This window comes from Bradyrhizobium sp. OK095, assembly GCF_900109945.1.
In the GTDB taxonomy this organism is placed as follows: Bacteria; Pseudomonadota; Alphaproteobacteria; order Rhizobiales; family Xanthobacteraceae; genus Bradyrhizobium.
This window is the reverse complement of record NZ_FOBX01000008.1, coordinates 270,496-294,591: the sequence shown is the minus strand read 5'-3', so window position 1 is coordinate 294,591 and position 24,096 is coordinate 270,496. Positions and strand designations below refer to the sequence as shown.

Sequence of the window (24,096 nt, the reverse complement as noted above, 5' to 3'; positions counted from 1 at the left end):
GGGCCGACCTGAAAGATGTCCATGCCGCATTCGTCCAATGCGCCGCGTCGCACGCTGCTCCTGACTGGAGCAAGCCGCGGCATCGGCCATGCCACCGTGATCCGCTTCTCGTCGGCGGGGTGGCGTGTCATCACCTGCTCGCGGCATCCCTTCCCCGAGGATTGTCCATGGGACGCCGGCCCTGAGGATCACATCCAGGTCGATCTCGGCAACCCCACCGATACCGCGCGCGCGATCAACGACATTCGCGACCGTCTCGAAGGCGGCATGCTGCATGCCCTGGTCAACAACGCCGCGATCTCGCCGAAGGGACCGGGCGGCTCCCGGCTCGGCTCGATCGACACCGACCTCGACACCTGGACACACGTCTTCCATGTCAACTTCTTCGCGCCGATCATGATCGCGCGTGGGCTGATCGAGGAATTGAAGACAGCCAAAGGCTCGGTGGTGAACGTCACCTCGATCGCGGGCTCACGCGTGCATCCGTTCGCGGGCGCCGCCTACGCGACCTCGAAGGCCGCGCTCGCATCGCTGACGCGCGAAATGGCCTCGGACTTCGGCCGCGTCGGCGTGCGCGTCAACGCGATCGCGCCGGGCGAGATCGACACCTCGATCCTGTCGCCGGGCACCGAGAAGATCGTCGAGCAGCAGATCCCGTTGCACCGCCTCGGCACGCCCGACGAGGTCGCCAAGATCATCTACGTGCTGTGCACGGACACCTCGTCCTACGTCAACGGCGCCGAGATCCACATCAACGGCGGCCAGCACGTGTAGGCCGGGCAGGCGAAACATGGGCCGGTTCGCGAGCACTGCGTCACTCTACGAGCACTTGCGACCGCCCTACCCGAGCGAATTCTTTCGCAGCGTCGCCCAGAAGCTCGGCCTCTCCAAACAGGGCAGCTTGATCGACCTCGGCACCGGCCCCGGACTGCTGGCGCTCGGCTTCGCCTCCTATGTCGGCCGCATCGTCGGCGTCGACCCTGAGACCGCGATGCTCGATGCGGCGCGACGCGCGGCTGCGAGCGCGGGCCACGCGCTGACGCTGATCGAAGGCAAGGCCGAGACGCTTAGCCCCGGCATCGGTACATTCGACGTCGTGACGATCGGCCGCGCGCTGCACTGGATGGATCGTGAGCCGACGCTGGCACGGCTTGAAGAGCTGGTCGCGCGCGACGGCGCAGTTGTGATCTGCGCCTCGTTCTCGGCCACCGACGGCAGCAATCCGTGGCTCGCTGGCTACAACGAAGTCCGCCGCCGCTGGTCGCCGGCCAAGCTCTGGGAGGAGGCAGGCACGGGCACACGCACCCATCGCGACCTGCCGGCGTTCTTTCGCGGGAGTGCCTTTCAGTCCACCGAGCTCGTCACAGTCGAGACCAGCTACACGGTCAGTGTGCAGGACCTGACGCAACGCGTGCTCACCTACTCGTCGTCCTCACCGGAAGCGCTGGGCGAGAACGTCGAGGCGATGCCGCGCGATGTCGAAGAGCACCTCGCGTCGTTCAGCCGCGACGGCATGATCGCCGAGACCGTTGTCTCGACGGCGCAGATCGTGAAGTGTTAGGTGAATCGTCGAGAAAGACGGAAGCAAGGCGATCCAGACAAAGCCGCCGCAAGACCTGGATCGCCCTTATCTTCCGTTCTCAATCGGCGCGAAACCGACGCGGCTGTTCGCGCAGTCTTGGCGCTGCAGCATTTGGAGCTGCAGCATCGATTGCAGTCGAGCAGTCGTCGTCGTTCTCACCGTCGAGCAGCGGAGCACCACAGTGCCGGCACATCCGTGCCGACATCGACGACGCCTTGCCGCTCGCCAGGACCTGGCGATAGTTCGCCAGATCGATGACGTTGCGGGGCGACGTTATGTGTTTCTCAACCATGGCTTTTCCTCGCGGCTACACGCTACTTATCGCAGACAAGTTTCGCGCAAACGTTCAGCCCACCGCTCAAATTTTACCGGAGGAATTGGGGCGGGGGACACGCATCACCGCGCGGCCTCAATCCCGCTCTATTCTGCGACACCAACCGCGGTGTCTCTGCGACCAGCGTAAGGTCTCGGTAGGTATCTTTGTTTGAGCGTGATCTCCGCGCAAACGCGTTCCGCGTTTGTCGCGAGGGAAAACCGCTACACACTTTGCGCTACGCGGCCCTTCGGGTCCGGATCGTGCTCTACAGCCACTTCTTCCACTTGAAGATCCAGTACGGAACGATCGCGGCGCACAGCATCAGCACGAGCGCAAACGGATAACCATGCGCCCATTCGAGCTCCGGCATCGCCTTGAAGTTCATGCCGTAGATCGAAGCGATCAGCGTCGGCGGCATCAGGACAACGGCCATGACCGAAAACAGCTTGATGATGTTGTTCTGTTCGAGATTGACGACGCCGAGCATGGCGTCGAGCACGAAGGTGATCTTGCTGGAGAGATAGGAGGCGTGGTCGGTCAGCGAGGCGACGTCGCGCTGCATGGTCTTGAGCTGCTCGCGCATGTCCTTCGACCATTTCACGCCTTCCACGATCGCCGAAAGGAAGGTGACGACGCGGCCGATCGACACCAGGCTTTCGCGGACCTTGGAGGTCAGATCGCCCTTGCGGCCGATCGAGATCAGGATTTGCGAGTATTGCTTGGCGTGGCCGTGGCGCTCGCTCTCGGGTTCGAAGATGTCGTGGGAGACCTGATCGACATCGGCCCCGGCGCGTTCCAAAATGTCGGCGCAGCGGTCGATCACCGCGTCCAGCAGTTCCATCAGCACCATCTCGCCGGTGACGGCCGGCGCGCAGGACCGGGCAAGCTTGGCTTCCACCAGCGCGAACGGCTTGGGCTGGTCGTAGCGCACCGTCACCAGGCGATGGTCGCCGAGAATGAAGGTCACCGGCGTGGTCCGCGGCATGTCGGTATCGGATTGGCACATCAGCGTCGCCGTCATGTAGCGGGCGCCGTTCTCGATATAGAGCCGGCTGGAGATCTCGATCTCCTGCATGTCCTCCCGGGTCGGGATCGCGATCCCCGAGAGCTTCTCCACGGCCTTGTCCTCGGCCGCGGTCGGGTTGAACAGGTCAATCCACACCGCGTGCTCCGGCACCGCCGCGAGATCCTCGACCACAGCCTTCTTGAGGGAGGACTCGGAGGGAACGAACACAGAAAACATGCACAACTCCAGCAAGGGCCTGCGACAGAATGACAGCCCTTAGCGCGATTCTGACAAGTTCATGATGACAAGCACATTAACGGAGCGTTTGCATTTGTGGCGACACCGTGGCCCGGAATCGACAGTTCGGCATGCCTTGCCCTAAAATCGGCTCCCGGCCGCAAAATTTGCGGCAAAAAAGCCACAGGTGAGGTCTCGCATCGCGGGAAAAGGTCCGAAAGGCTGGAATTGTGGCAGATTTCAACGATAATAGGGTCAACGGAATCGTGGTCTTTGGGCTTGGCTCAAGCTCCACGCAAGTTTGTTGTTGTCGATTGGAACCAAATCATGTCGTCGCTGAAAGTTATGCTGGGTATCTTGGCCGCTGGCGTGATGCTGTCGGGCTGCATGCAGGCCACACATTTTGAAGCGACCGACACCAAGGCCTTCAAGCCGAAAGACAAGGAACTCCTTGCCAAGGTTCGGTACGAGAACACTCCGGTCGCGGAGCCGTTCCGCCGCGCCATCGTCGACTACCACCGCAAGGAGTCGGCGGGCTCGATCGTCGTCGATTCCGACAATCACTACCTCTATTACGTGATGGATGGCGGCAAGGCGATCCGCTACGGCATCACCGTCGGCGAAGAGGCCATGGCATGGTCGGGCATCGCCAAGGTCGGCAGCATGACCGAGTGGCCGGCATGGCACCCCACCCCCGGCGAGATTTCGCGTCTGGGCGTGCCGACGTTCGTTGCGCCCGGTCCGGACAATCCGATGGGCTCGCGCGCGATGTATCTCTACTCCGGCGGCAAGGACACGCTATTCCGCATCCACGGTACCAACCAGCCGGAATATATCGGCGCCTCGATCTCGTCGGGCTGCATCCGCATGACCAATGAGGACGCGATCGATCTCTACGGCCGCGTCAAGCTCGGCACCATCGTGGTCGTGCTCGAGCCCAAGCATGGCGACTCGCCCTACAATTCGCGCCTTGCGCTGCAGGGCGGTGGAACCGGCCAGGCAGGTAGCAACTGATCGCCTTTTGATCTCTAGACATGCAAAAGCGCCGGTTTTACCGGCGCTTTTTTGTTGCCGGCTTAGACGGCTGCCCCTTCTCCGGCACCGACTTGTCCGAAGGCGCAGGGGACTTCTCCGCCGCCGCGTCATCAGCTCCGTCCTTTGCTTCAGGCTTGGCCGCGACCTCGCGCGGCGGCGCCTCCTCGGGCCGTTCCGCCGGCAAGAGCGGTGCGACCTGCGGCAGGGGATCCCAGACATTCCACTGGCAGATCCGGTAGTCGTTACGCCGCTGCGCGAGATCGAGATGGATATGGTCCTCGTGGTACCAGTCCGATCCCGGGCCGAGCACGGTGGAAAACCGCGAGCAGACCGAATGCAGCACGCGCTCGCGCACGTCGCGCGACAGGGTCCGGTCGGTGAGGCCGATCGACTGGCCGTTGGCGAGCTTGATGGCGCGGACGTCGAGGGCGTTGGCCTTGCCGTGCTCGGACAGCATGGCGCCAACGATGCGGTTGCGGCCGCGGCACTCGAAGCTGTCGAAATTGTCGAGATCGCTGATGGTCGAGCCGAGGCTGGTGGCCAGCGGCACCATGTCCTTGCGCACCCAATCGGCGATCGCGGATGCCATGGTGCAGCGGAGGATCGCCGCCGGCTTGACCGGCACCTTGCGCTTGTCAGGCAGCACGATCGCCTCCAGCCGCACCAGATCCTCGCCGCCGCAGGCACCGGGGCCGCGGATATCGGGTATGGAGGGGGCGATCGCGATTTCCTCGGTCAGCCCGAGCCGACAGGCCGAAAGCTGCTTCTCGGGAGGCGACGCAGCCTCGGCGGGCTTGTTGGCGCCGGGCTTGTCAGGAGACGGCTTCCCCTCGGCCTCCGGGGCCTCGTCCGTTGATTTAGGGGCCTCCTCCGGGCGGGGTTTTGGTAGCGGTATCCTGGCGGAATGAACCGCTGCGCGCGGCCGCGGCGTACCAAGGCCAAAGATATCCAGCGGCGCAGCATATTTTCGCGCCTCCGCCCGATCCCCGAGCACAAGCGCTAGCCCCAGCGCGGCGGTAACCATTGCCGCGCGGGCGGACATATAGCCGCGACAAGACCATTTGCGGCGAAAGTCCGGCAGGCTAAGACTCATGACAATTCTTTGGCCCAGCGCTGAGAGCGACAACCCGCCCAGCGAATTCTCGGAGGAACGACGGAATGCTTGGTTTGATGCAAGATTGGCCCCTGCTCTGCCACCGGATCATCGAACACGCTGCCAGGATTCATGGCAAGCAGGAGGTTGTCACGCGATCGGTCGAGGGACCGATCCATCGCACCACCTATGGCGACATCCACAAGCGCGCGCTCAAGGTCTCGCAAGTCCTGGAGCGCGACGGCATCAAGCTCGGCGACCGCGTCGCAACGATCGCCTGGAACACCTGGCGCCATCTCGAAGTCTGGTACGGCATCATGGGGATCGGCGCCATCTGCCATACCGTCAATCCTCGCCTTTTCCCCGAGCAGATCGCCTGGATCATCAACCATGCGCAGGATCGCATCGTGATGACCGACATCACCTTCGTTCCAGTCCTGGAGAAGATCGCCGACAAGCTGCCAAGCGTGGAACGCTACGTCGTGCTCACCGACAAGGCGCATATGCCTGAGACCACGCTGAAGAATGTGGTGGCCTACGAGGACTGGATCGCGGAGGCCGACGGCCAATTCAAATGGAAGGACTTTGACGAGAACACGGCAGCCGCGATGTGCTACACATCAGGCACCACGGGCGACCCGAAGGGCGTGCTGTATTCGCATCGCTCCAACGTGCTGCACGCGCTGATGGCCAACAATGTCGATGCGCTCGGCACCAGCGCGTCCGAGACAATGCTGCCGGTGGTTCCGCTGTTCCACGCCAACAGCTGGGGCATCGCCTTCTCCGCGCCCTCGCAGGGCACCAAGCTGGTGATGCCCGGCGCCAAGCTCGACGGCGCCTCGGTCTACGAGCTGCTCTCGACCGAGAAGGTGACGCACACCGCCGGCGTGCCGACGGTGTGGCTGATGCTGCTCCAGCACATGACCGCTAATAATCTCAAGCTGCCGGAGCTGAAGATGGTGATCTGCGGCGGCTCGGCGATGCCGCGCTCGATGATCAAGGCCTTCCTCGACATGGGCTCGAACGTGCGCCACGCCTGGGGCATGACCGAGATGAGCCCGATCGGCAGCGTCGCGGCGCTGAAGCCGCCGTTCCAGAACGCGACCGGCGATGCCAAGCTCGACGTGCTCCAGATGCAGGGCTATGCGCCCTTCGCGGTCGAGATGAAGATCACCGACGATGCCGGCAAGGAGCTGCCGTGGGACGGCACGACCTTCGGCCGCCTCAAAGTCTCCGGCCCGGCCGTCGCCAAGGCCTACTTCCGCATCGACACTGACATCCTCGACGAGGAAGGCTTCTTCGACACCGGCGACGTCGCGACTATCGACGAGGCCGGCTACATGAGGATCACCGACCGCTCCAAGGACGTGATCAAGTCCGGCGGCGAGTGGATCTCCTCGATCGACCTCGAAAACCTCGCGGTCGGCCATCCCGCCGTGGCGGAAGCCGCCGTGATCGGCGTGTTCCATCCCAAATGGGACGAGCGGCCGCTCCTGATCGTGCAGCTCAAGCAAGGCCAGCAGGCCAGCCGCGAGGACATCCTGAAATACATGGATGGCAAGATCGCCAAATGGTGGATGCCCGACGACGTCGCCTTCGTCGACGGCATCCCTCACACCGCCACCGGCAAGATCCTGAAAACGGCGCTGCGCGACCAGTTCAAGGAGTACCGCTTCCCGAACGCGGCGGCGTAGGCCAGCGCCTGAACGTCATTCCGGGCGGCTCGATGGGCCGCCCCCGGGATGACGGGCCGTAACAACCCGGGAACTCTTGAATTTGCCTCCGGGCCGTGGTCTCAACGGCTCCATCGTCGCGCCAGATCGGCCGGCATCGCCCCCAAGACCCCGGCAGAGCTCACCCGATGGCCCGCAGGTTTTCCGCTCCCTATCAGACGGAGCCCGTATCCAGCCTCGCGAGCTGGGCGCGCAATCTGGCGGTGTTCGCGGTGGTGGCGGTGGTGGTGTCGATCATCGTCGTCCGCTTCGGCTTTCTGGAGCCGAAGCCGGCGGTCGTCACCTTCTTCGGCGGGCTGGCGATTGCCGCGCTCTCGATCCTGTTCGGTCTCGCCGGCTTTGCCGCGATCTGGCAGAACGGCTCACGTGGCATGGCCCGCATCCTGATCGCCTTCCTGATCGACGGTGCGATCCTCGCCTACCCTGCCTATCTCGGCCTGCAATACAGCAGGTTGCCGCCGATCCACGACATCACCACCGACCCGATCGACCCGCCCCGCTTTGATGCGCTGGCGCGCCTGCGCACCGGCGACGGCGCCAATACGGCCGCTTACACCGGCCTCTATTCGGCGGAGCAGCAGCGCCAGTTCTATCCTGATATCGAGCCGATCGAGCTGGAGATTCCGGTCGACCGCGCCTATGCGATCGCGCTCCAGATCGTCAACAAACGCAAATGGCTCGTTATCGACGAGCGCGCGCCGCAACCGCCGCGCCGCATCGGCCGGATCGAGGCGGTAGCGCGCACGCCGATCATGGGTTTCCGTGAGGATATTTCCATCAGGGTCGTGCCTGACGGTGACGATTCCCGCGTCGATATCCGCTCCGCCTCGCGCTATTTCGACAGCGACCTCGGCAGCAACGCCGCGCGCGTCACCAAGTTCATCGACGATCTCAACACGGCCGCGGATGCTGACGCGCTGAAGCCGGTGAAGAAGACGCCGGTGACGCCGCCGAAGGCGCCCGCGAAGACGGTGAAGAAATAACGGGACGCTAGGCGTTCGCCATCCGATACGTCCCGCCGATCACCGGATCGCCATCCGTCGCCACCACGCCGCGCGCGACCAGATCTTCCAGATGCGCCAGCACCGAATAGCCGGCGGCCGTCGTCAGGCGCGGATCGATGCCGATATAGATCGCACGCACCATGGTCGGAATGTCGGTCTCGCCCTTGGCGAGGCGGTGCAGGATCGAGGCCTCGCGCGCCTTGCGGTGACGGATCAGGAAACGCACGAAACGCGGGCCGTCCGGGATCTCGGGGCCGTGGCCGGAGAAATACAAATCCTCTTCGCGCGCGGCGAGACGATCCAGCGAGTCCATGTAGTCGATCATCGAGCCATCGGGCGGCGCCACGATCGACGTCGACCAGCCCATCACGTGATCGCCGACGAAATTGAACTTTCGCTCGGGCCAGGCGAAGGCGAGATGGTTGGCGGTGTGGCCGGGCGTCGCCACGGCCTCGAGCCGCCAGCCGTCGCCCTCGACGACGTCGCCATGGGCGATCCTGATATCGGGCACGAAGTCGCGGTCGGAGCCGGATTCCGGATTGTGCTTCTCGCTCTCGAAGCGCGGGCGCGAGGCGCGGTGCGGGCCCTCGGCATAAACCGGCGCGCCGGTCGCCTGCTTGATCCGCGCGGTGTTCGGCGAATGATCGCGATGGGTGTGGGTGACGAGGATATGGCTCACCGTCTCGCCGCTGACGGCATCGAGCAGCGCTTTCGCGTGCGCCGCATCGTCCGGGCCGGGGTCGATGATCGCGACGTTGCCCTTGCCGACAATGTAGCTGACGGTGCCGGTGAAGGTGAACGGGCTCGGATTGTTACAGAGCACGCGCCGCACGCCGGGACGGACTTCCTCGACGATGCCGGGCTTGAGCGGAAAGTTGCGGTTGAACGGGACGTCGTCGTTGTCGGACATGGGACTTCCTGTGCACTGCAGTCCCACCCTCGCCGTCATACCCCGCGAAAGCGGGGGATCCAGTACGCCGCGGCGTCTGAGGCGAAGGCGAGGTCTCTGGAATACTGGACCGTCCGCCCCAGTGCGCAGTGCGCACCAGGCGGACGATGACAGCTGAGCAAAACAACGACCACGGAATCCGCCGCGACTAGAAAAACGCCTGAATGCCGGTGATGGCGCGACCCAAAATCAGGGCGTGGACGTCGTGGGTGCCCTCGTAGGTGTTGACCGTCTCGAGGTTATGGACATGCCGCATCACGTGGTATTCGGCCGAGATACCGTTGCCGCCGTGCATGTCGCGCGCGACGCGGGCGATGTCGAGGGCCTTGCCGCAATTGTTGCGCTTCATGATCGAGATCATCTCGGGCGCGAACTTACCCTCGTCCATCAGGCGGCCGACGCGAAGCGAACCCTGGAGGCCGAGCGCGATCTCGGTCTCCATGTCGGCGAGCTTCTTCTGCACCAGCTGCGTCGCAGCGAGCGGCCTGCCGAACTGCTTGCGGTCGAGCGTGTACTGGCGGGCGCGGTGCATGCAGTCCTCGGCGGCGCCGAGCACGCCCCAGGAGATGCCGTAACGGGCGCGGTTGAGGCAGCCGAACGGGCCCTTGAGGCCGGAGACGTTGGGCAGCAGCGCGTCTTCCGGAACCACGACGCCGTCCATCACGACTTCACCGGTGATGGAGGCGCGCAAGCTGAGCTTGCCGCCGATCTTCGGGGCGGACAGGCCCTTCATGCCCTTCTCCAGCACGAAGCCGCGGATCTGGTTGTCGTGTGCGGCCGACTTGGCCCAGACCACGAAGACGTCGGCGATCGGCGCATTCGAGATCCACATCTTGCTGCCGGTCAGGCGGTAGCCGTCGGAAACCTTCTCGGCGCGGGTTTTCATCCCGCCCGGGTCGGAGCCGGCGTCCGGCTCGGTCAGGCCGAAGCAGCCGACCCACTCGCCGCTCGCGAGCTTCGGCAGGTATTTCTTGCGCTGGTTCTCATCGCCATAGGCATAGATCGGATACATCACCAGCGAGGATTGTACCGAGTTCATCGAGCGGTAGCCCGAGTCCACCCGCTCGATCTCGCGCGCGACGAGGCCATAGGCGACGTAGCTCGCGTTCGCACAGCCAAATTCCTCCGGCAGCGTGATGCCGATCAGGCCGAGCTCACCCATCTCGTTGAAGATCTCGCGGTCGGTCTTCTCTTCGAGATAGGCCTTGGTGACGCGCGGCATCAGCTTGTCCTGCGCGTAGGCGCGGGCGGTGTCACGCACCATGCGCTCGTCTTCGGTGAGCTGCTCGTCGAGCAGGAACGGATCGTCCCACTGGAAAGAAGCCGCAGCCGGCTTGTCCTTGGCCTGAGGGCGCACGCTCATGAAAACGTCCTTTCGTCTGGTTCCGTCAAAATTTGCCCGACAAACTAAAGCGCCGCGGCAACAAGTGCAATTGCGTTGCAGATGGAGAGGTCTGCGTGAATCCCGGGGGCGCGCTCCCGGGAGCGCGCCGCTCCCGGGATGACAGCGCTAGCTTTCGAGCTGCTCGTTGGCGACGATCTCGATGCCGAAGCCTGACAGGCCCTTGTAGTCATGCACCGAAGACGTGAGATGGCGGATCGATGAGACCCCGAGATCGCGCAGGATCTGCGCGCCGACGCCGACTTCACGCCACTGGCGGTTGCGGTCGGCCTCGGTCGCGCTTTCGTCGGGCAGCGCCGCCACGGGGACACCGGCCGCGCCGTCGCGCAGATAAACCAGCACGCCGCGGCCGGACTTCTTGAAGTGCTCGAGCACGGCCGCCATGCGCTTGTGGCCGGTGAAGATGTCCTTGACGATGTTCGGCTTGTGGAAGCGCGTCAGCACGTTCTTGCCGTCGCCGACGCCGTTATAGACGAAGGCGACGTGGGCGATGGAATCGAACGGCGAGCGGTAGGCATAGCCTTGCAAGGGTCCGATCGGGCTCTCGGTGACGAAGGTCGCGACCCGCTCGATCAGCTTTTCGCGCGCCTGGCGGTAGGCGATCATGTCGGCGATGGTGACGTGCTTGAGCTTGTGCCTGGCAGCGAACTGCGCGACTTGCTCGCCCTTCATCACGCTGCCGTCGTCGTTCATCAGCTCGCTGATGACGCCGACCGGCGGCAGGCCGGAGAGCTTGCAGAGGTCGACCGCGGCCTCGGTATGGCCGGAGCGCAGCAGCACGCCGCCGTCCTTGGCGATCAGCGGGAAGATGTGGCCCGGGCGGGCGAAGTCGTTGGCGCCGGCATTGGGATTGGACAGCGCGCGGCAGCACGAGGCGCGCTCCTCGGCGGAGATGCCGGTGCCGCCGTCGGGCTTGTAGTCGATCGAGACCGTGAACGCGGTGGTGTGCGCGGAATCGTTGTGGGCGACCATCGGATCGAGCCGCAGCCGCCGCGCGTCCTCGCTGGTAACGGGCGCACAGACGATGCCGGAGGTGTGGCGGATGATGAACGCCATCTTCTCGGCGGTGCAGAGCGAGGCGGCGACGATCAGATCGCCCTCGCCCTCACGATCGTCGTCGTCGGTGACGACCACGAGCTCACCCCGGGCAAAGGCCTGCAAGACTTCCTGAACGCTATCGGGCATTTCCCAATCTCTATCGGTTATGAGCCGGAGGCTTAGCCGGACGCCTTAGCCCGACTTGGGCCGGGGCGCTAGTGTCCTGGACGCAACCACATATTCCGGGAGGCGGGCCGGCTTGCACCGAAGATACCAGGGATATAGGCGCAAATAGTTGGGGAGGAAGGCGGCCGCGCCTTCTCAGGGCAGCACTTCACGCCGCTCGCCAAGCCGCTGATCGAGCTCGGCGCGCTTGTCGGCCAGAAGGCCGGCCTGGGCGGCTTCGATCACGGTAAACAGCTCATGAGCGTCGCTGAGCCGGGTCACGGTGACGTAGCTGGCGCCGGCCTCGTAGAGCTCGCCCACATCCGACAAGAGATCGGCCGTGGCGACGATCATGGCGGTCGGGTTGAGGGTGCGGACGTGGCGGACCAGCTTCTCGTTGCTGGCGCCCTTCAGAAGCGCATCCGGCACGCTGAGGATGATCATCTCGGACTTGCCGACACCGGCGTGGAGCAGCGTATCGGCGCTGCTGATGTCGCCATAGATCACGTGCAGGCCGCGCGACAGCAACGTCTGGTACACATTGGGGTTGAAGTCGATCACGGTGATCTGCTCGAGCAGCACCGGGGCCTGCCGTTCGATCTCGGCCAAAAGCGCGCTCGCCGCACGGAAAAAGCCGAGGATGACGATCCGGCGCGCCTCACCATGGCCGTCCTCGTGACCGTCTTCGGCATGGCCATGGTCGAGGTCGCGCAGGCCGATCCGCTTCAACGGGCCGATCGCCCAGCGGGTGATCTCGTCGCTGCGGCTCATCGCGAACGTCGAGAGCACCGCCAGCACCACGAAGGCGAAGGAGGCCGCATTCGCGGTCTCGGCTGCGATGTGGTGGTCGGAGACGCCCGTCTGGATCACCACCAGGGAGAACTCGGAGATCTGCGCGAGGTTGAGGGCCGGCAACAGGCTCGCACGCAGCCCCTGCTTCATCAGATAGAGCGGCGCAAAGGTGGTGACGAGGCGGCTCACGACCGTGAATGCCGCGATCATCAGCGCCAGCCCGATCACGGAGAGGCCGGGCACGGGAATGGTCATGCCGAGCGCGACGAAGAACAGCGTGATGAAGAAATCGCGGAGCGTGGTGACTTTGGCGGTGACGTCGAGCGCGTAGGGAAAGGTCGAGAGCGAGACGCCGGCGATCAGCGCGCCCATCTCGCGTGACAGCGACAGCTGCTCGGCGGTCTCGGCGACGAGGAAGCACCAGGCGAGCGCGCCGAGCAGGATCAGCTCGGGGCGGCGGGCGATCTGGTGGAACAGGCGCGGCAGCACGTAGCGGCTGACCAGCAGTGCGGCGGCGACCAGCACTGCGACGCGGCCGATCGAGATCAGGATGACGCTGACCTCGAGATTGGCGAGGCTCGGCTGCACCGCCAGGAACAGGATCGCGAAGATGTCCTGGAGCACGAGGACGCCGAGCGTGATGCGGCCGGGCAGCGTGTCGAGCTCGCGCTTCTCGTAAAGCACCTTGACGATGATGACGGTGCTCGACAGCGCGCAGGCGACACAGAGATAGACGGCATCGAAGTGGCCGCCGCCGAGCGACAGGCCAATGCCGGCGAAGAACAGCACCCCGAGCAGGCAGCCGCCGAGCAGCTGGCCGCCCGCCGCGAACAGAATTACCTTTCCCGCCCGCACGATCTTCTTCAGGTCGATCTCGAGCCCAATCATGAACAGCATGAAGATCAGGCCGAGCTCGGAGATGACGCTGATCGAATCCTGCGACTTGACCCATCCGGCCCCGAATGGACCTATGCAGAAGCCGGCGATAAGGTAGGCGAGGATCAGTGGTTGCCGGGAGAAATGGGCGAGCAGGCCCAGCATCCAGGCAAACAGAATACAGAGAGTGATGTCGCGAATGAGCTCGTGCATGCCAGATCGGTCCGTTTTGCCGCACCCTAGTGACCGGGTGCGATGCGGCAAGCGAGCAATTCGTCACATGCGGATCGTGCTCTGGCTGATAGCCCTGCTAGGCCCCTTCACGCTCGCCCCGGTGGCCGCGCAGCCCAAGGTCAATATCGAGCAGAACTTTGCCGAATCGCTGACGGCGCTGCCGAAGGAGGAACTCGCCGTTTCCGGCGGGTTCTACGTCCCCGCTTATTCCAGCGTTGCGATGAGCCAGGGCAAGCTGCGTGTCGACTTCTCGGTGACCTTGAGCGTGCACAACGCCTCCGAGACGCAAGCACTGGTGGTCAAACGCATCGCTTATTTCGATACTGCAGGCAAGCAGGTTGAGAGCTACCTGAAGGCGCCGGTGGCGCTGAAGCCGCTGGCGACCGTCTCGATCTTCATTCCGACCGACGACGTGCGCGGCGGGACCGGAGCCAATTTCCTCGTCGACTGGGCTGCAACAGGCGAGATCGCCGAGCCCGTGGTCGAGGCCTTGATGGTTGGCGGCGTCGCCAATGCGCATTACGCTTTCATCAGCCAGGGTCGTCCGACGAGAACGGCCGGTAAGAAGTAAAGCAGCGAAGCGGCCCGAATCGAGGACGTCGATCGCCGCAGATCGAAAACACGAAAACAACCCCATGCACAGTAGCCGCGCCCAGCAGAATCAACGGCTTGTTGGCACGCCTGATGAGGATGCGGATTTTACGAATTTTATTTGACGCGTCGGGCAAAACACTGGCATGATGACATCATCGAAATCGCCATGCCCGGTCGGCACCAAGCCGGCCGCTCAATAAAAATAACGAGGAACGCTTCCATGACGTCCAGCTTCGATTTCGCGCCCCTGTTTCCCACAGGGCTGCCGGCCCCTTCTGCGCGCTGGACGGGCCTTGCCAAATACAATTTTGTCGGCGGCAACAACGACTCCGAGCAGCTCCCGCTCGACGACCTGGTTGAGGCTGCCAATACCGTGCTGCGGCAGGAGGGGCGGACGCTCGCGACTTACGGACTGGCGCATGGTCCGCAGGGCTACCTGCCCTTGCGCGAATTCCTGGTGACAAAACTGCAGCGCGATGCAGGCATCACCTGCACGGTCGACGATCTCATGATCGTCTCCGGCTCGCTCCAGGCGCTGGACCTCGTCAATTCGACGCTGCTGACGCGCGGCGACACCGTGATCTTCGAGCAAGACAGCTATCAGGGCTCCCTGACCCGCCTGGCACGGCTCGGCGTCAACGTGGTTGGCGTCCCCCTCGACCAGGACGGCATGCGCATGGACGCGCTCACCTCGACGCTGGCTGACCTGAAGAGCCGCGGCATCCGGCCGAAATACATCTACACCATTCCGACGGTGCAGAACCCGACCGGCAGCATCATGCCGGAGAGCCGCCGCGCTGAGCTGGTGCGGCTCGCGACCGAATATGGCGTGCCTATCTTCGAGGACGATTGCTATGCCGACCTCGTCTGGTCGGGACGGCGGCCGCCCGCGATCCACGCGATGAGCCCGAATGGCGGCGTCATCCATATCGGCTCGTTTTCGAAATCGATCGCGCCGGCGCTGCGCGTCGGCTTCATCGTCGCGCCCTGGGATGTGATGTCGCGGATGCTGGCGCTGAAGACGGATGCCGGCTCGGGCGCGCTGGAGCAGATGGTGCTTGCCGCCTATTGCAAGCCGCATTTTGCAAGCCATGTGCCGGCGCTGACCAAGGCGCTGCGTACCAAGCTCGATACGCTGATGGAAGCTCTCAATGAGCAGTTCGGGACGGCAGCGGAGTTCGAGGTGCCGAAGGGCGGCATCTTCCTGTGGGTGAAGCTGCCCGATCAGGTCGATACGCTAAAGCTCTATCAGGCCGCGCTCGCCGCCGGCGTCTCGATCAATCCGGGGCCGGAATGGTCGACCGACAAGGGCCATTCCAGCTCGCGTCTGCGGCTGTGTTTTGCCAGCCCCACGCATCAGCAGATCCGCGAGGGCGTCGCCGTTCTCGCCGAAGTCTGCCGCAAGGAGTTCGGAGTGCCGGCCCGCAGCGCCAATGTGGAGAGGCGGGCCTAAGGCGCGCGTCAGGCCGCCTGTGGCTGGCTGCCGTGGATCGCGGAGGCCAGCCGCAGCAACAACACGATCGAGACGTTGCCCTTGCCGGCCTCGATCTGGGCAATGTAGCGCTCGGAAATCCCGGACCTGCGGGCGAGCTCTCGGCGCGACAGCTCGCAGCGGGCGCGCGAAGATCTCAAGCGCTCGCCCAGCTCGGCCAGAAACACGGTCTCGGAATAAGGCGGCACGGCGCAGCTCCCCGGCAGCACCTCGCCCGCGAAATCCATGACTTGATTCAGCATCGCTCTCACCAATTCGCCTACGGGAGCGCCATCCTACCCCTGATAGGGCCGGCCTCATTGACGCGGATCAAATTCGCGCGCGAATGGCGGCTGGCGTGGACGGCCGCGCGCGGGGTGGCTAGAGTTTGGAATCCTTCGAGGCGAGGCTTTTCAGGACATGACGCGTAGTTTGAGCCGCTGGATGACCGCGGCGGCGCTGTGGGTCGCGTTCACGCCGATGGCGCGCGCCGAAACGCTGGCGGCGACGGTCGAACGATGGGGCCTGCTCGGCTCATGGGCGGTCGATTGCGCCGCCCGGCCCGACCGCGACAAGGGCGCGCTTTTGACTTACGAAATCCGGAAGGACGGAAGGGTGATGTACCGGCGCGATTTCGGCGACGCCAAAGATGAAAACGAGGTGGTGTCCGCAACGGTCAACGCCGAGGGCGTGATCAATGTGATGGTGTACTTCCCTTCGCTCCAGCAGACACGTGAGTACGGGCTGCTGCTCTCGAAGCAAGGTAGCCTCCGCGCGATCTACAATCGCAGCGAGCGCGGCGTGCACACGATCAAGGACGGAAAATACGTCGCGACCGGCGCGCCAACACCTCCACAACAACGCTGCGATTAACCACCTGAACAGGTGTTCAGAATTCTCCTGCGATTCCTGCGGAACGTTCGCGTCTATGCGCGGTTCTCATGTGCATTGAATTGGAGGAGGACATCATGAAGAAGCTTGGTTATGTGATTGCGGCTCTCGGCGCGCTTGCGATCGTTGCACCGACACTGGCGAGTGCAGAGACGGTGGTGATCAGGAATGGCCATCATCACGGCTACGGCGCCCGCGCCGAAATGCGCGAGCATCGCGACAATGGCTGGCATCGCGGCTGGCACCATCACGACCGTGTCGTGGTGGTCAAGCGTGGTCACCGTCATCACTGGGACTAACGCGCAATCTGATACGGAAATGGCCCCTCACGGGGCCATTTCTTTGCGTGTTCGGGCTCACTACGCCTTCGGCAAATTGAGTTGTGTGCTGTGGTGAGATCAATTACAGTTTGCATTAGGGTAACTTTGCCAACCGAGACCGTTCAGGGTCCGAATGCAAAATACTCGGAACGAGCAGGTATTTTCGGCCGGCCTCCAACGCCCGACACATTTGGGGATAAGTTCGGCAGTTCGCATTGACGCGATCGCGGGGGCGCGGCTCCATGATCTTGCGTGACACCATCGCCGCGACGCTGATCCTGACCGCGGCGAGCGGGACCGCCGCGTTTTCTGGTTCGCAGCAATCACGGTCAACTTCAACCGCCGATGGGCCACCTATGGTGTTCTATGTGGCAAAGGGCGCGCCAGACGCCTGCGGTCGCGGGTGCGACACGTGGATCGCGGTGGAGGGAAAAATCGACGTGGAAGCGGCCAGCCGCTTCCGCAAATTCCTATCCCAGACTGAACGCGACTGGCCCGCCACGCTGCCACTGTATTTCTCTTCGCCCGGCGGCAGCCTGGAACAGGGACTGGCGATGGGCAGGATGCTGCGCCAACGGCCGCACGTTGCCCGGGTGGCGCGCACCACCGTCAAGGAATGCGGCGATGCGCAATCGCAGAGCAATGATGCCTGTATCAAGATCAAGCAGTCCGGTCGCGCGCTTGACGCTGATCTGTCGACGCGGGCTTCCCTCTGCTCCTCGGCGTGTGCGTATCTGATTCTCGGTGCAACAAACCGTCAAATCGAGCCAGCCAGCGTGATCGGCGTTCATTCGCCGAAATTCATCCCGCGCGATCCGCAGCCATCGGAAAGGACCCTCACCGAAGCAGAACAACGAAGTACTGTTCGCGCCGACCGCCTTGTTGCCGCCTACCTCGCCACCATGGGAATTGATCGCGGACTGCTCGATCTGGCCAGGACTGTCAGCTCCGAGAGCATGCATCTCTTGACGCGGTCGGAACTCTACCGCTTCGGCATCGATACCCGGTCCTTTGCCGAGACCGGATGGACCTCGCAGGGCGGACCGCCAGGCTTCATTCGCAAGATCGCCGTCGCGAGGAAAGATGACGACGCATCCTTTCAAACCATCGAGTTGCAGCTGTTCTGCGAAAACAAGAGCAGGGCCTTGTTGAGGTTGCTTTGGACATCCGACGCCGCTGCGGTCGGCAGCAGTTCGCTGTCCTTGATTGCCGGTTCGGAGCAGCCGGTGAAGCTGGTATATTTCCCCGCGACCGGCGCATCCCCCGAGAGCTGGAAAGCGCTCGTCGCCTATGACGCGCTGAAGAAGCTCTTCGCCGTGCCGAATTTGGAACTGAGGAAGAGTACGACGTTGCCGGACGGGAAAACCAGCCAGACAGCCATCGCTATCGACACGCTCGGCCTCGAGGCCGCATGGCAGGTGCTTTCCGCAAGCGGCTGCCCCGCGCCGGTTGGCGCTGGGATGCTCACTCCTGCGAAAGAGCGAAGGTGAGCGGGATACGGCGGGCTCTCAAAGGCCCCATCAAACGCGTTGCTTGGCTGCTAGCTATTTGGAAGGCTTCTTGGTCAAAAGTCAGGTAGGCCGCCATTTGCACAATACGCCCTGTTCGCCCGAGATGGTTCTATGGACACGAAATCAGCCCACACGATTAAGCAGCACATAAAGCGGGCCATTGAGGAGTTATCTCTAGCGCTCACGCTTGCCAACGAAGCCTCTCCAGCAGATGAGTTTCTGAGATTGAGGACATCGGTCGGCGATATCGTCGCTCGGATAGACACCATGCTCCAGGACAACATTTACAAACATCATCCCGGTCTGGATGGCATGAAAGACTGACCGTTAGCGTCCGCTTTGGGTCCACGATCAGACATCCCGGACCTACCCAAGCTCGGTCTCCGCATGGCGCAAGCGGACGCTCGGATTTGTGAGTACATGCCTAATCCCACGCCGGTGCAAAACCCGGATTGACGCAACGCTTGTCCTTCGGGAGCGCCGCGATCTTCTTACGGTCGGCGTCATCCAACGTGATCTTCAGCGCATCGAGATTGGCCTGCTGGCTCTCGCGACGCGAGGCCTTTGGGATCGCAGCAACGCCGTCCTGGCCGAGCAGCCATTTCAACGCGACCTGTGCTGCGGTCGCATTGTGCTTCGCGCCGATCTCCGCCAGCACCGGATCCGTTGCGACACGCCCCTGCGCCAGCGGGCAATAGGCGACCAGCGGGATCGACTTGGCGTTGAGATAGGCCAGCACCTTCGATTGATCGAGCATCGCGTGGTATTCGATCTGGTTGCAGGCGATCGGCGCCTTGATGTCCTCGACCGCGATCTTGAGCAGCGCCGTGGTGAAATTGGCAACGCCAATGGCCCGCGTGCGCCCCTCCTCCTTCAGCTTCATCAGGGTCTCGAACACCGCGCCCCAGTTCGCCGATTTGGATGGCCAGTGCACGAGATAGAGGTCGACATGGTCGAGGCGGAGCTTGTTCAGGCTGGCGTCGAAGGCGCGGCGGATGGCGTCGGGCGCCAGATTTTCGTGCCAGACTTTTGTCGTGACATGCAGCTCGCCACGCGGCACAGAGGCTGCTGCCAGCGCGGCGCCGATCGCCTCCTCGTTGGCGTACATCTCGGCGGTATCGATGTGGCGATAGCCGATCGACAGCGCGCTCTCGACCGCGGCGCGGCAGGCATCGCCCTGCATACGGAAAGTACCGAGGCCGAGCTTGGGCATGCTGATGCCCTGTGTGTTCAGATTATCCATGAAAAGGCTCCTGACATATTTCATCTCGCCGGATGCGCGCGGCCATGCCGCGTGGGCAGACTCTTTGGTGATGGAAAAGAAGGCGGGAACGGGCAGTATAGCGCGGGAGGGCGCGGCGGCCAATCAAGATCGGGTTAGCCGCCTATGAATGCTGCGCCACCACGGCCGGGCGCGCCTGCGGCTGCGGCACGATGTCGACCGACCAGAGGTCGCGGTTGTCGACGTCCTTCAAGGTCACGGTCATCACGCCGGTCGAGCCGTCGATGTCGACGCGGCCGAAGAATTGCAGACCGAAGCATGGCGCGAGATTTTCGCCCTGCGCCTCGCTGCAGCCGTTCTGATACATCGCAACCGGGCCAAAGGTATTGTCGAGCTCACCCGGCCCCCAGGTACCGGCGTGCAGCGGGCCGGAGACGAACTCCCAGAACGGCTCAAAATCCTGGAACTGGGCCTTGTTCGGATCGTAATAGTGCGCGGCGGTGTAGTGCATGTCGGCCGTGAGCCAGACGATATTGCGGACACCGGCACGCTTGATCGAGGCAAGCAAATCGGCGATCTCGTGCTCACGCCGGTCGGGCACGCCATTGCCGAGCGCGACGGCGTCCATGCTGACCAGGCCGATCGGCAGGTCGGCGGCAATCACCTTCCAGGTCGCGCGCGACGCCGCGAGCTCACGCTTCAACCAGGCGAGTTGTTCGGCACCAAGGATCCAGCCGCGATGGTCGTCGCCCTTGTTCCAGCTGTCGTCGCGATAGCTGCGCATGTCGATCATGAAGACGTCGAGCAGGGGACCATAAGAGATCTTGCGATAGACCCGATCCTTTCGCACGCCAATGTCACGGATCGGCATGAAGTCGAAGAAGGCGCGGCGGGCGCGCGCGACCAGACGCGGGGTGCCGTCGTCTTCATAGCCGGCCTGGTCAAAGCTGCCGGTCGGCGACCAGTCGTTGGTGACCTCGTGGTCGTCCCATTGCGCGAACATCGGGACGTCCGCGTGGAAGGCGCGAAAATGCTCGTCGAGATGGTTGTATTTGTAGTTGCCGCGGAATTGCGCCAGCGTGTGCGCCACCTCGGCCTTCTCCTCCGTGACGAGGTTGCGCCAGGTCTCGCCATTCGGCAACTTCTGCTCGGATGGAATCGTGCAGTCGGCGTAGATGTGGTCGCCGGAATGGATGAAGAAATCGGGGCGATTCTCGAGCATGGTACGATAGCTGCGATAGCCGCCGCGCGCGATGTCGATACCCCAGCCCTGCCCCGCGACGTCGCCGGACCACACGAAAGAAATCGATTTGCCCGCGGCCGGCGCCGTGCGGAAACGGCCGACGCGGCTTTCGCCGGCGATGCCGGTCGCGATGTCGTCGAAGTGGACGCGATAGAAGATGTCCTGTCCGGACGGCAGATCGTCGAGCTGCAGCTTTGCGGTGAAGTCGGCATCCGGCAGCGCGTCGCGGGAAGCCGACGCAATGATGGTCTTGAAGCTTTCGACAGTCGAGTACTCCACCTGCATGCGCGCGGGCCGGTCGGCGCGCGCCCAGATCATTGCGGAGCCGTCCGAGACGTCGCCGGACTGGATTCCACCCGCGATCTGCGGGCGGTCGGCGGCACGGCTGAGCGATGGCTTTGCGAGCGTGCCGAGCGAAGCAACGGCGAGGCTTGAGGTCGAGCGGACCAAGAACTGTCGCCGGGTCCAAGCGCGCGAGGCGCGGAGCGATGCCATTCAGGAAACCTTCGTCGAATCGCGACGGAAGGTGCCTGCGCCGTTTGACTCCCGGCTTACGGTTTCTTGACTCCGCGCCTACGGTTTTGCGACGGACGGATGACAGTTCAGGCGTGGCCTAGGTCGAATTTGGAAGTGCGCCACCCCGATTGCCGTCGGACGTGCGCTTTGCCGCCTTCCGAGTCTGCCCCTCCATTTTCAGAAGGTATCCAGCAAGCATCGCCAACGGATGCGTCACGAAAACACTGCGCGCGTGCCACAGGCTGTAGGTGTAAACGGCCTCGCTGACCCCGGTGAACTTTCCATGCTCTCCCAGAAAGAAATGCCCGCCGGCGATCTTGCCGTTGACCGCGTCGCCGCCGAGCATGAACGCACCAATAGCCATGGCCAGGAAGTTGAGAACGCCCAAACCGCATACGAACTGGAGGCAGCGATAGCGGAAATCAGACATCGGGGATGATCCCGTTGCGCCGCCTGAGGCGGTGCAGTGGATATCGATCGCAGCGCAATGAGGTATCGCCTAGCGCTGCCAGTTGCAGATGCCGCCGGAACGACACGGCCAGGTCTGGATGCGGGTGTCCATCGCCTGCGCATCGAGCGGATTGCCGTGACGATGCGCGAGCTTGGTGCGCGCGGCGCCGCGCGACTGACCGCTGTTCGCATGCGCGACCTTCGGCTCGTGCACGCGTCCGGCCGCAACCTTCTTCGGCACGTCGACGGGTTCAGCACGCGCCTGCGCCTCGTTGCCGCCCTTCGCCTCTAGCGCGACGGGGGCAAATTGCGTCTCGGGTCCGAGCCGCTTCGGCGACAGCACGGCCTTGGGAAGATCGAGACCGAGATATTCGCTGGGCTTGTAGTCGTCGGCACGCGCGATACCGCCCCCTGCGAGCACGAGGGCAATTGCAACTGCAAAATGAACGCTCTTCAGGACCACGGACGCCTCCTGAAATTGATGATTTGAGAGGTAATTTACCTCTATTTAGGAGGCGTCGCGCGTAATTCCAGCGGTCAAGTGCCGCATTGGTTAAGAAGTTTGGCGGTGTCAGGCGACCTTTTTCGTCATCCCCGTTCCATCCAGGAACCCCATCAAGCGGCTGCGGATGATCTGGTCCGCCTCGGCCATGATACGATCGACGAGTTCCTTGCAGGTGGGGATGTCGTGGATCAACCCTGCGACCATGCCGCAGCTCCAGGCGCCCGCATCCATCTGTCCATCCAGCATGATTTTTGGATAGACGCCCGCGACCTGGTCGTGGATATCGTCGATCTTGAGCTTGTCGCCCTTCTCGCGCTCGATCTCGATGAGGCGATCGACATTGGCGTTCTTCAGCACCCGCTCGGTGTTGCGCAGGCTCCGCATGATCAGGCGGGTGTCGAGCTCGGTTGCGGCAACCAGCGCGTTCTTCACGTTCTGATGGACGGGTGCCTCCTTGGTGGCGATGAAGCGCGTGCCCATGTTCATGCCGGCCGCGCCTAGCGACAGGGCAGCTACGAGGCTACGCCCGTCGGCCATGCCGCCGGAGGCCACGAACGGGATCTTCAACTCCTCCGCCGCGCGCGGCAGCAGGATCATGTTCGGGATGTCGTCCTCGCCGGGATGACCGCCGCACTCAAAACCATCGACGCTGACGGCGTCGCAACCGATCCGCTCGGCCTTGAGCGAGTGGCGCACCGAAGTGCATTTGTGAATGACCTTGATGCCGGCGGCCTTCAGCGCCGGCATGTAGGCTTCCGGGCTGCGGCCCGCGGTCTCGACCGACTTGACGCCGCCCTCGACGATCGCCGCGATATATTCCGGATAAGGCGGCGCGGCGAAGGTCGGCAGGAAGGTGAGGTTCACGCCGAACGGCTTGTCGGTCATGTCGCGGCAGCGCGCGATCTCTTTCGCCAGCAGTTCCGGTGTCTTCTGCGTGAGACCGGTGATGATGCCGAGCCCGCCGGCATTGGAGACAGCGGCCGCCAGCTCGGCAAAGCCGACGAAATGCATGCCGCCCTGGATGATGGGATGCTCGATGCCGAACAGCTCGGTGATCGCGGTCTTCACGTAGGGGCCTCCCGGATTTCGGTTTGTATTGGGATCAATCTAGCCGCAGTCTCGTGCCGCGGTCACCATTTCTCTCCGAACGGCCGGATCTCCATCTCGAAGGTCCAGGCGCTCTTCGGCTGCTGATAGAGCTGCCAGTAGGAGTCAGCCACCGCCGACGGCGGCATCAGCAGGTCGGGATTGTCGAGCGCGTTTGGACCGAGCGATTCAAGCCTGCGCTGCCGCACCCATTCGGTGTCGACGCCGGAATCGATGATGAGATGGGCGACGTGGATATTCTTCGGCCCGAGCTCGCGCGCCATCGCCTGCGCCACCGCGCGGAGGCCAAACTTGGCGCTGGCAAACGCCGCAAAACCGCTGCCGCCGCGCAAGGAGGCGGTCGCGCCGGTGAAGAAGATCTTGCCGCCGCCGCGCGCAGTCATCAGCCGTGCCGCTTCGCGCCCCGCGAGGAAGCCGGAATAGCAGGCCATCTCCCAGACTTTGCGGAACACGCGATCGGTTGTCTCGAGGATCGGGAAATTGACGTTGGCGCCGACGTTGAAGATGCAGACCTCAAGCGGGGCGTGCTTGTCGGCGTCGTTGAGGAAGGAAATGACCTCCTCCTCCTTGCGCGCATCCAGCGAGCGCGCGTGGATCTCGCCACCAGCGGCTTCAACGTCCTTCACCAGCGGTGCCAGCTTGTCGCCGTTGCGGCGGCCGGCGAAGATCGAAAAACCTTCGCCGGCAAATTTCTTGGCAATCTCGGAGCCGATGAAATCGCCGGCCCCGATGACGGCCGCTGTCGCGTTTCGCTTGGGCAAGGTCGCCTCCTCCGATGAGCATTTGATTGCAGCGAAGGCTATA

The 24,096-nt window shown here is 63.6% G+C and carries 25 protein-coding genes; 11 read left to right on the top strand and 14 right to left on the bottom strand.

Features of this window, described 5'->3' with window-relative positions; genetic code table 11:
• Nucleotides 1–21: 21 nt before the first annotated feature.
• Together BMW89_RS22575 and BMW89_RS22570 are read left to right on the top strand one after the other, a co-directional pair.
• Nucleotides 22–774, top strand: a complete 753-nt coding sequence (locus tag BMW89_RS22575; RefSeq protein WP_092029336.1) for an SDR family NAD(P)-dependent oxidoreductase — start codon at nucleotides 22–24, stop codon at nucleotides 772–774.
• 16 nt (nucleotides 775–790) lie between these two features.
• Nucleotides 791–1,561, top strand: a complete 771-nt coding sequence (locus BMW89_RS22570; RefSeq protein ID WP_092029200.1) for a class I SAM-dependent methyltransferase — start codon at nucleotides 791–793, stop codon at nucleotides 1,559–1,561.
• Nucleotides 1,562–1,640: 79 nt separating this feature from the next.
• Here the strand turns inward: BMW89_RS22570 and BMW89_RS22565 are convergent, their stop codons facing one another.
• Nucleotides 1,641–1,874, bottom strand: coding sequence for a hypothetical protein (locus BMW89_RS22565; RefSeq protein WP_092029199.1), 234 nt, complete (start codon nucleotides 1,872–1,874; stop codon nucleotides 1,641–1,643).
• Nucleotides 1,875–2,163: 289 nt separating this feature from the next.
• Nucleotides 2,164–3,141: a magnesium transporter CorA family protein gene (locus BMW89_RS22560; protein WP_092029198.1), complete on the bottom strand. Its 978-nt coding sequence runs from the start codon at nucleotides 3,139–3,141 to the stop codon at nucleotides 2,164–2,166.
• Between the two features lie 327 nt (nucleotides 3,142–3,468).
• On the opposite strand from BMW89_RS22560, the gene BMW89_RS22555 reads away from it, so the two are divergent.
• Nucleotides 3,469–4,155, top strand: coding sequence for a L,D-transpeptidase (locus tag BMW89_RS22555; protein WP_092029197.1), 687 nt, complete (start codon nucleotides 3,469–3,471; stop codon nucleotides 4,153–4,155).
• A 37-nt stretch (nucleotides 4,156–4,192) separates the two neighbouring features.
• On the opposite strand, the gene BMW89_RS22550 is transcribed toward BMW89_RS22555, so the two are convergent.
• Complete coding sequence (locus tag BMW89_RS22550; protein WP_092029196.1) at nucleotides 4,193–5,269, bottom strand: extensin family protein; 1,077 nt, start codon at nucleotides 5,267–5,269, stop codon at nucleotides 4,193–4,195.
• 65 nt (nucleotides 5,270–5,334) lie between these two features.
• Between BMW89_RS22550 and BMW89_RS22545 the strand changes: the two genes are divergently transcribed.
• On the top strand, nucleotides 5,335–6,963 hold the full coding sequence (locus BMW89_RS22545; protein WP_092029195.1) for a fatty-acid--CoA ligase: 1,629 nt from the start codon (nucleotides 5,335–5,337) through the stop codon (nucleotides 6,961–6,963).
• Between the two features lie 167 nt (nucleotides 6,964–7,130).
• Nucleotides 7,131–7,985: a DUF1499 domain-containing protein gene (locus BMW89_RS22540; RefSeq protein WP_092029194.1), complete on the top strand. Its 855-nt coding sequence runs from the start codon at nucleotides 7,131–7,133 to the stop codon at nucleotides 7,983–7,985.
• 7 nt (nucleotides 7,986–7,992) lie between these two features.
• Here BMW89_RS22540 and BMW89_RS22535 read toward each other — a convergent pair whose 3' ends face one another.
• The 4 genes from BMW89_RS22535 to BMW89_RS22520 all read right to left on the bottom strand — a co-directional run bounded on the left by BMW89_RS22535 (nucleotide 7,993) and on the right by BMW89_RS22520 (nucleotide 13,441).
• Entirely contained in the window at nucleotides 7,993–8,916 is a 924-nt protein-coding gene (locus tag BMW89_RS22535) for an MBL fold metallo-hydrolase (protein ID WP_177196244.1), read from the bottom strand.
• A gap of 187 nt (nucleotides 8,917–9,103) precedes the next feature.
• Entirely contained in the window at nucleotides 9,104–10,318 is a 1,215-nt protein-coding gene (locus BMW89_RS22530; RefSeq protein WP_092029193.1) for an acyl-CoA dehydrogenase, read from the bottom strand.
• A gap of 147 nt (nucleotides 10,319–10,465) precedes the next feature.
• Nucleotides 10,466–11,542 (bottom strand): 3,4-dihydroxy-2-butanone-4-phosphate synthase, encoded by a 1,077-nt coding sequence (gene ribB, locus BMW89_RS22525; protein WP_092029192.1) that lies wholly within the window; start codon nucleotides 11,540–11,542, stop codon nucleotides 10,466–10,468.
• Nucleotides 11,543–11,716: 174 nt separating this feature from the next.
• Nucleotides 11,717–13,441: a cation:proton antiporter gene (locus BMW89_RS22520; protein WP_092029191.1), complete on the bottom strand. Its 1,725-nt coding sequence runs from the start codon at nucleotides 13,439–13,441 to the stop codon at nucleotides 11,717–11,719.
• Nucleotides 13,442–13,508: 67 nt separating this feature from the next.
• Here BMW89_RS22520 and BMW89_RS22515 point away from each other — a divergent pair, with 67 nt between their 5' ends.
• Together BMW89_RS22515 and BMW89_RS22510 are read left to right on the top strand one after the other, a co-directional pair.
• On the top strand, nucleotides 13,509–14,033 hold the full coding sequence (locus tag BMW89_RS22515) for a DUF3124 domain-containing protein (protein WP_177196243.1): 525 nt from the start codon (nucleotides 13,509–13,511) through the stop codon (nucleotides 14,031–14,033).
• A gap of 243 nt (nucleotides 14,034–14,276) precedes the next feature.
• Nucleotides 14,277–15,509, top strand: coding sequence for an aminotransferase-like domain-containing protein (locus tag BMW89_RS22510; protein WP_092029189.1), 1,233 nt, complete (start codon nucleotides 14,277–14,279; stop codon nucleotides 15,507–15,509).
• Nucleotides 15,510–15,517: 8 nt separating this feature from the next.
• Here the strand turns inward: BMW89_RS22510 and BMW89_RS22505 are convergent, their stop codons facing one another.
• Complete coding sequence (locus BMW89_RS22505) at nucleotides 15,518–15,790, bottom strand: helix-turn-helix domain-containing protein (protein ID WP_092029188.1); 273 nt, start codon at nucleotides 15,788–15,790, stop codon at nucleotides 15,518–15,520.
• Nucleotides 15,791–15,947: 157 nt separating this feature from the next.
• On the opposite strand from BMW89_RS22505, the gene BMW89_RS22500 reads away from it, so the two are divergent.
• The 4 genes from BMW89_RS22500 (at nucleotide 15,948) to BMW89_RS22485 (ending at nucleotide 18,573) form a co-directional block, all read left to right on the top strand.
• On the top strand, nucleotides 15,948–16,400 hold the full coding sequence (locus BMW89_RS22500) for a hypothetical protein (RefSeq protein WP_092029187.1): 453 nt from the start codon (nucleotides 15,948–15,950) through the stop codon (nucleotides 16,398–16,400).
• Between the two features lie 95 nt (nucleotides 16,401–16,495).
• Complete coding sequence (locus BMW89_RS22495; protein WP_092029334.1) at nucleotides 16,496–16,717, top strand: hypothetical protein; 222 nt, start codon at nucleotides 16,496–16,498, stop codon at nucleotides 16,715–16,717.
• A gap of 263 nt (nucleotides 16,718–16,980) precedes the next feature.
• Complete coding sequence (locus BMW89_RS22490) at nucleotides 16,981–18,228, top strand: COG3904 family protein (protein ID WP_143062804.1); 1,248 nt, start codon at nucleotides 16,981–16,983, stop codon at nucleotides 18,226–18,228.
• Between the two features lie 132 nt (nucleotides 18,229–18,360).
• Nucleotides 18,361–18,573 (top strand): hypothetical protein, encoded by a 213-nt coding sequence (locus BMW89_RS22485; RefSeq protein WP_092029185.1) that lies wholly within the window; start codon nucleotides 18,361–18,363, stop codon nucleotides 18,571–18,573.
• 100 nt (nucleotides 18,574–18,673) lie between these two features.
• Here BMW89_RS22485 and BMW89_RS22480 read toward each other — a convergent pair whose 3' ends face one another.
• From BMW89_RS22480 to BMW89_RS22455, 6 genes are all read right to left on the bottom strand, one after another.
• Nucleotides 18,674–19,492: an aldo/keto reductase gene (locus BMW89_RS22480; RefSeq protein ID WP_092029184.1), complete on the bottom strand. Its 819-nt coding sequence runs from the start codon at nucleotides 19,490–19,492 to the stop codon at nucleotides 18,674–18,676.
• 142 nt (nucleotides 19,493–19,634) lie between these two features.
• The gene (locus BMW89_RS22475; RefSeq protein WP_092029183.1) at nucleotides 19,635–21,209 is read right to left on the bottom strand and encodes an alkaline phosphatase D family protein; all 1,575 of its coding nucleotides are present in this window, start codon (nucleotides 21,207–21,209) and stop codon (nucleotides 19,635–19,637) included.
• 118 nt (nucleotides 21,210–21,327) lie between these two features.
• Nucleotides 21,328–21,660 carry a hypothetical protein gene (locus BMW89_RS22470; protein WP_092029182.1) on the bottom strand — a complete coding sequence of 111 codons (333 nt, stop codon included), beginning with the start codon at nucleotides 21,658–21,660 and terminating at the stop codon, nucleotides 21,328–21,330.
• A 69-nt stretch (nucleotides 21,661–21,729) separates the two neighbouring features.
• On the bottom strand, nucleotides 21,730–22,143 hold the full coding sequence (locus tag BMW89_RS22465) for a hypothetical protein (RefSeq protein WP_092029181.1): 414 nt from the start codon (nucleotides 22,141–22,143) through the stop codon (nucleotides 21,730–21,732).
• Nucleotides 22,144–22,251: 108 nt separating this feature from the next.
• Nucleotides 22,252–23,253 carry an NAD(P)H-dependent flavin oxidoreductase gene (locus BMW89_RS22460; protein ID WP_092029180.1) on the bottom strand — a complete coding sequence of 334 codons (1,002 nt, stop codon included), beginning with the start codon at nucleotides 23,251–23,253 and terminating at the stop codon, nucleotides 22,252–22,254.
• A gap of 62 nt (nucleotides 23,254–23,315) precedes the next feature.
• Nucleotides 23,316–24,053 (bottom strand): SDR family oxidoreductase, encoded by a 738-nt coding sequence (locus tag BMW89_RS22455; RefSeq protein ID WP_092029179.1) that lies wholly within the window; start codon nucleotides 24,051–24,053, stop codon nucleotides 23,316–23,318.
• Between the last annotated feature and the right edge of the window lie 43 nt (nucleotides 24,054–24,096).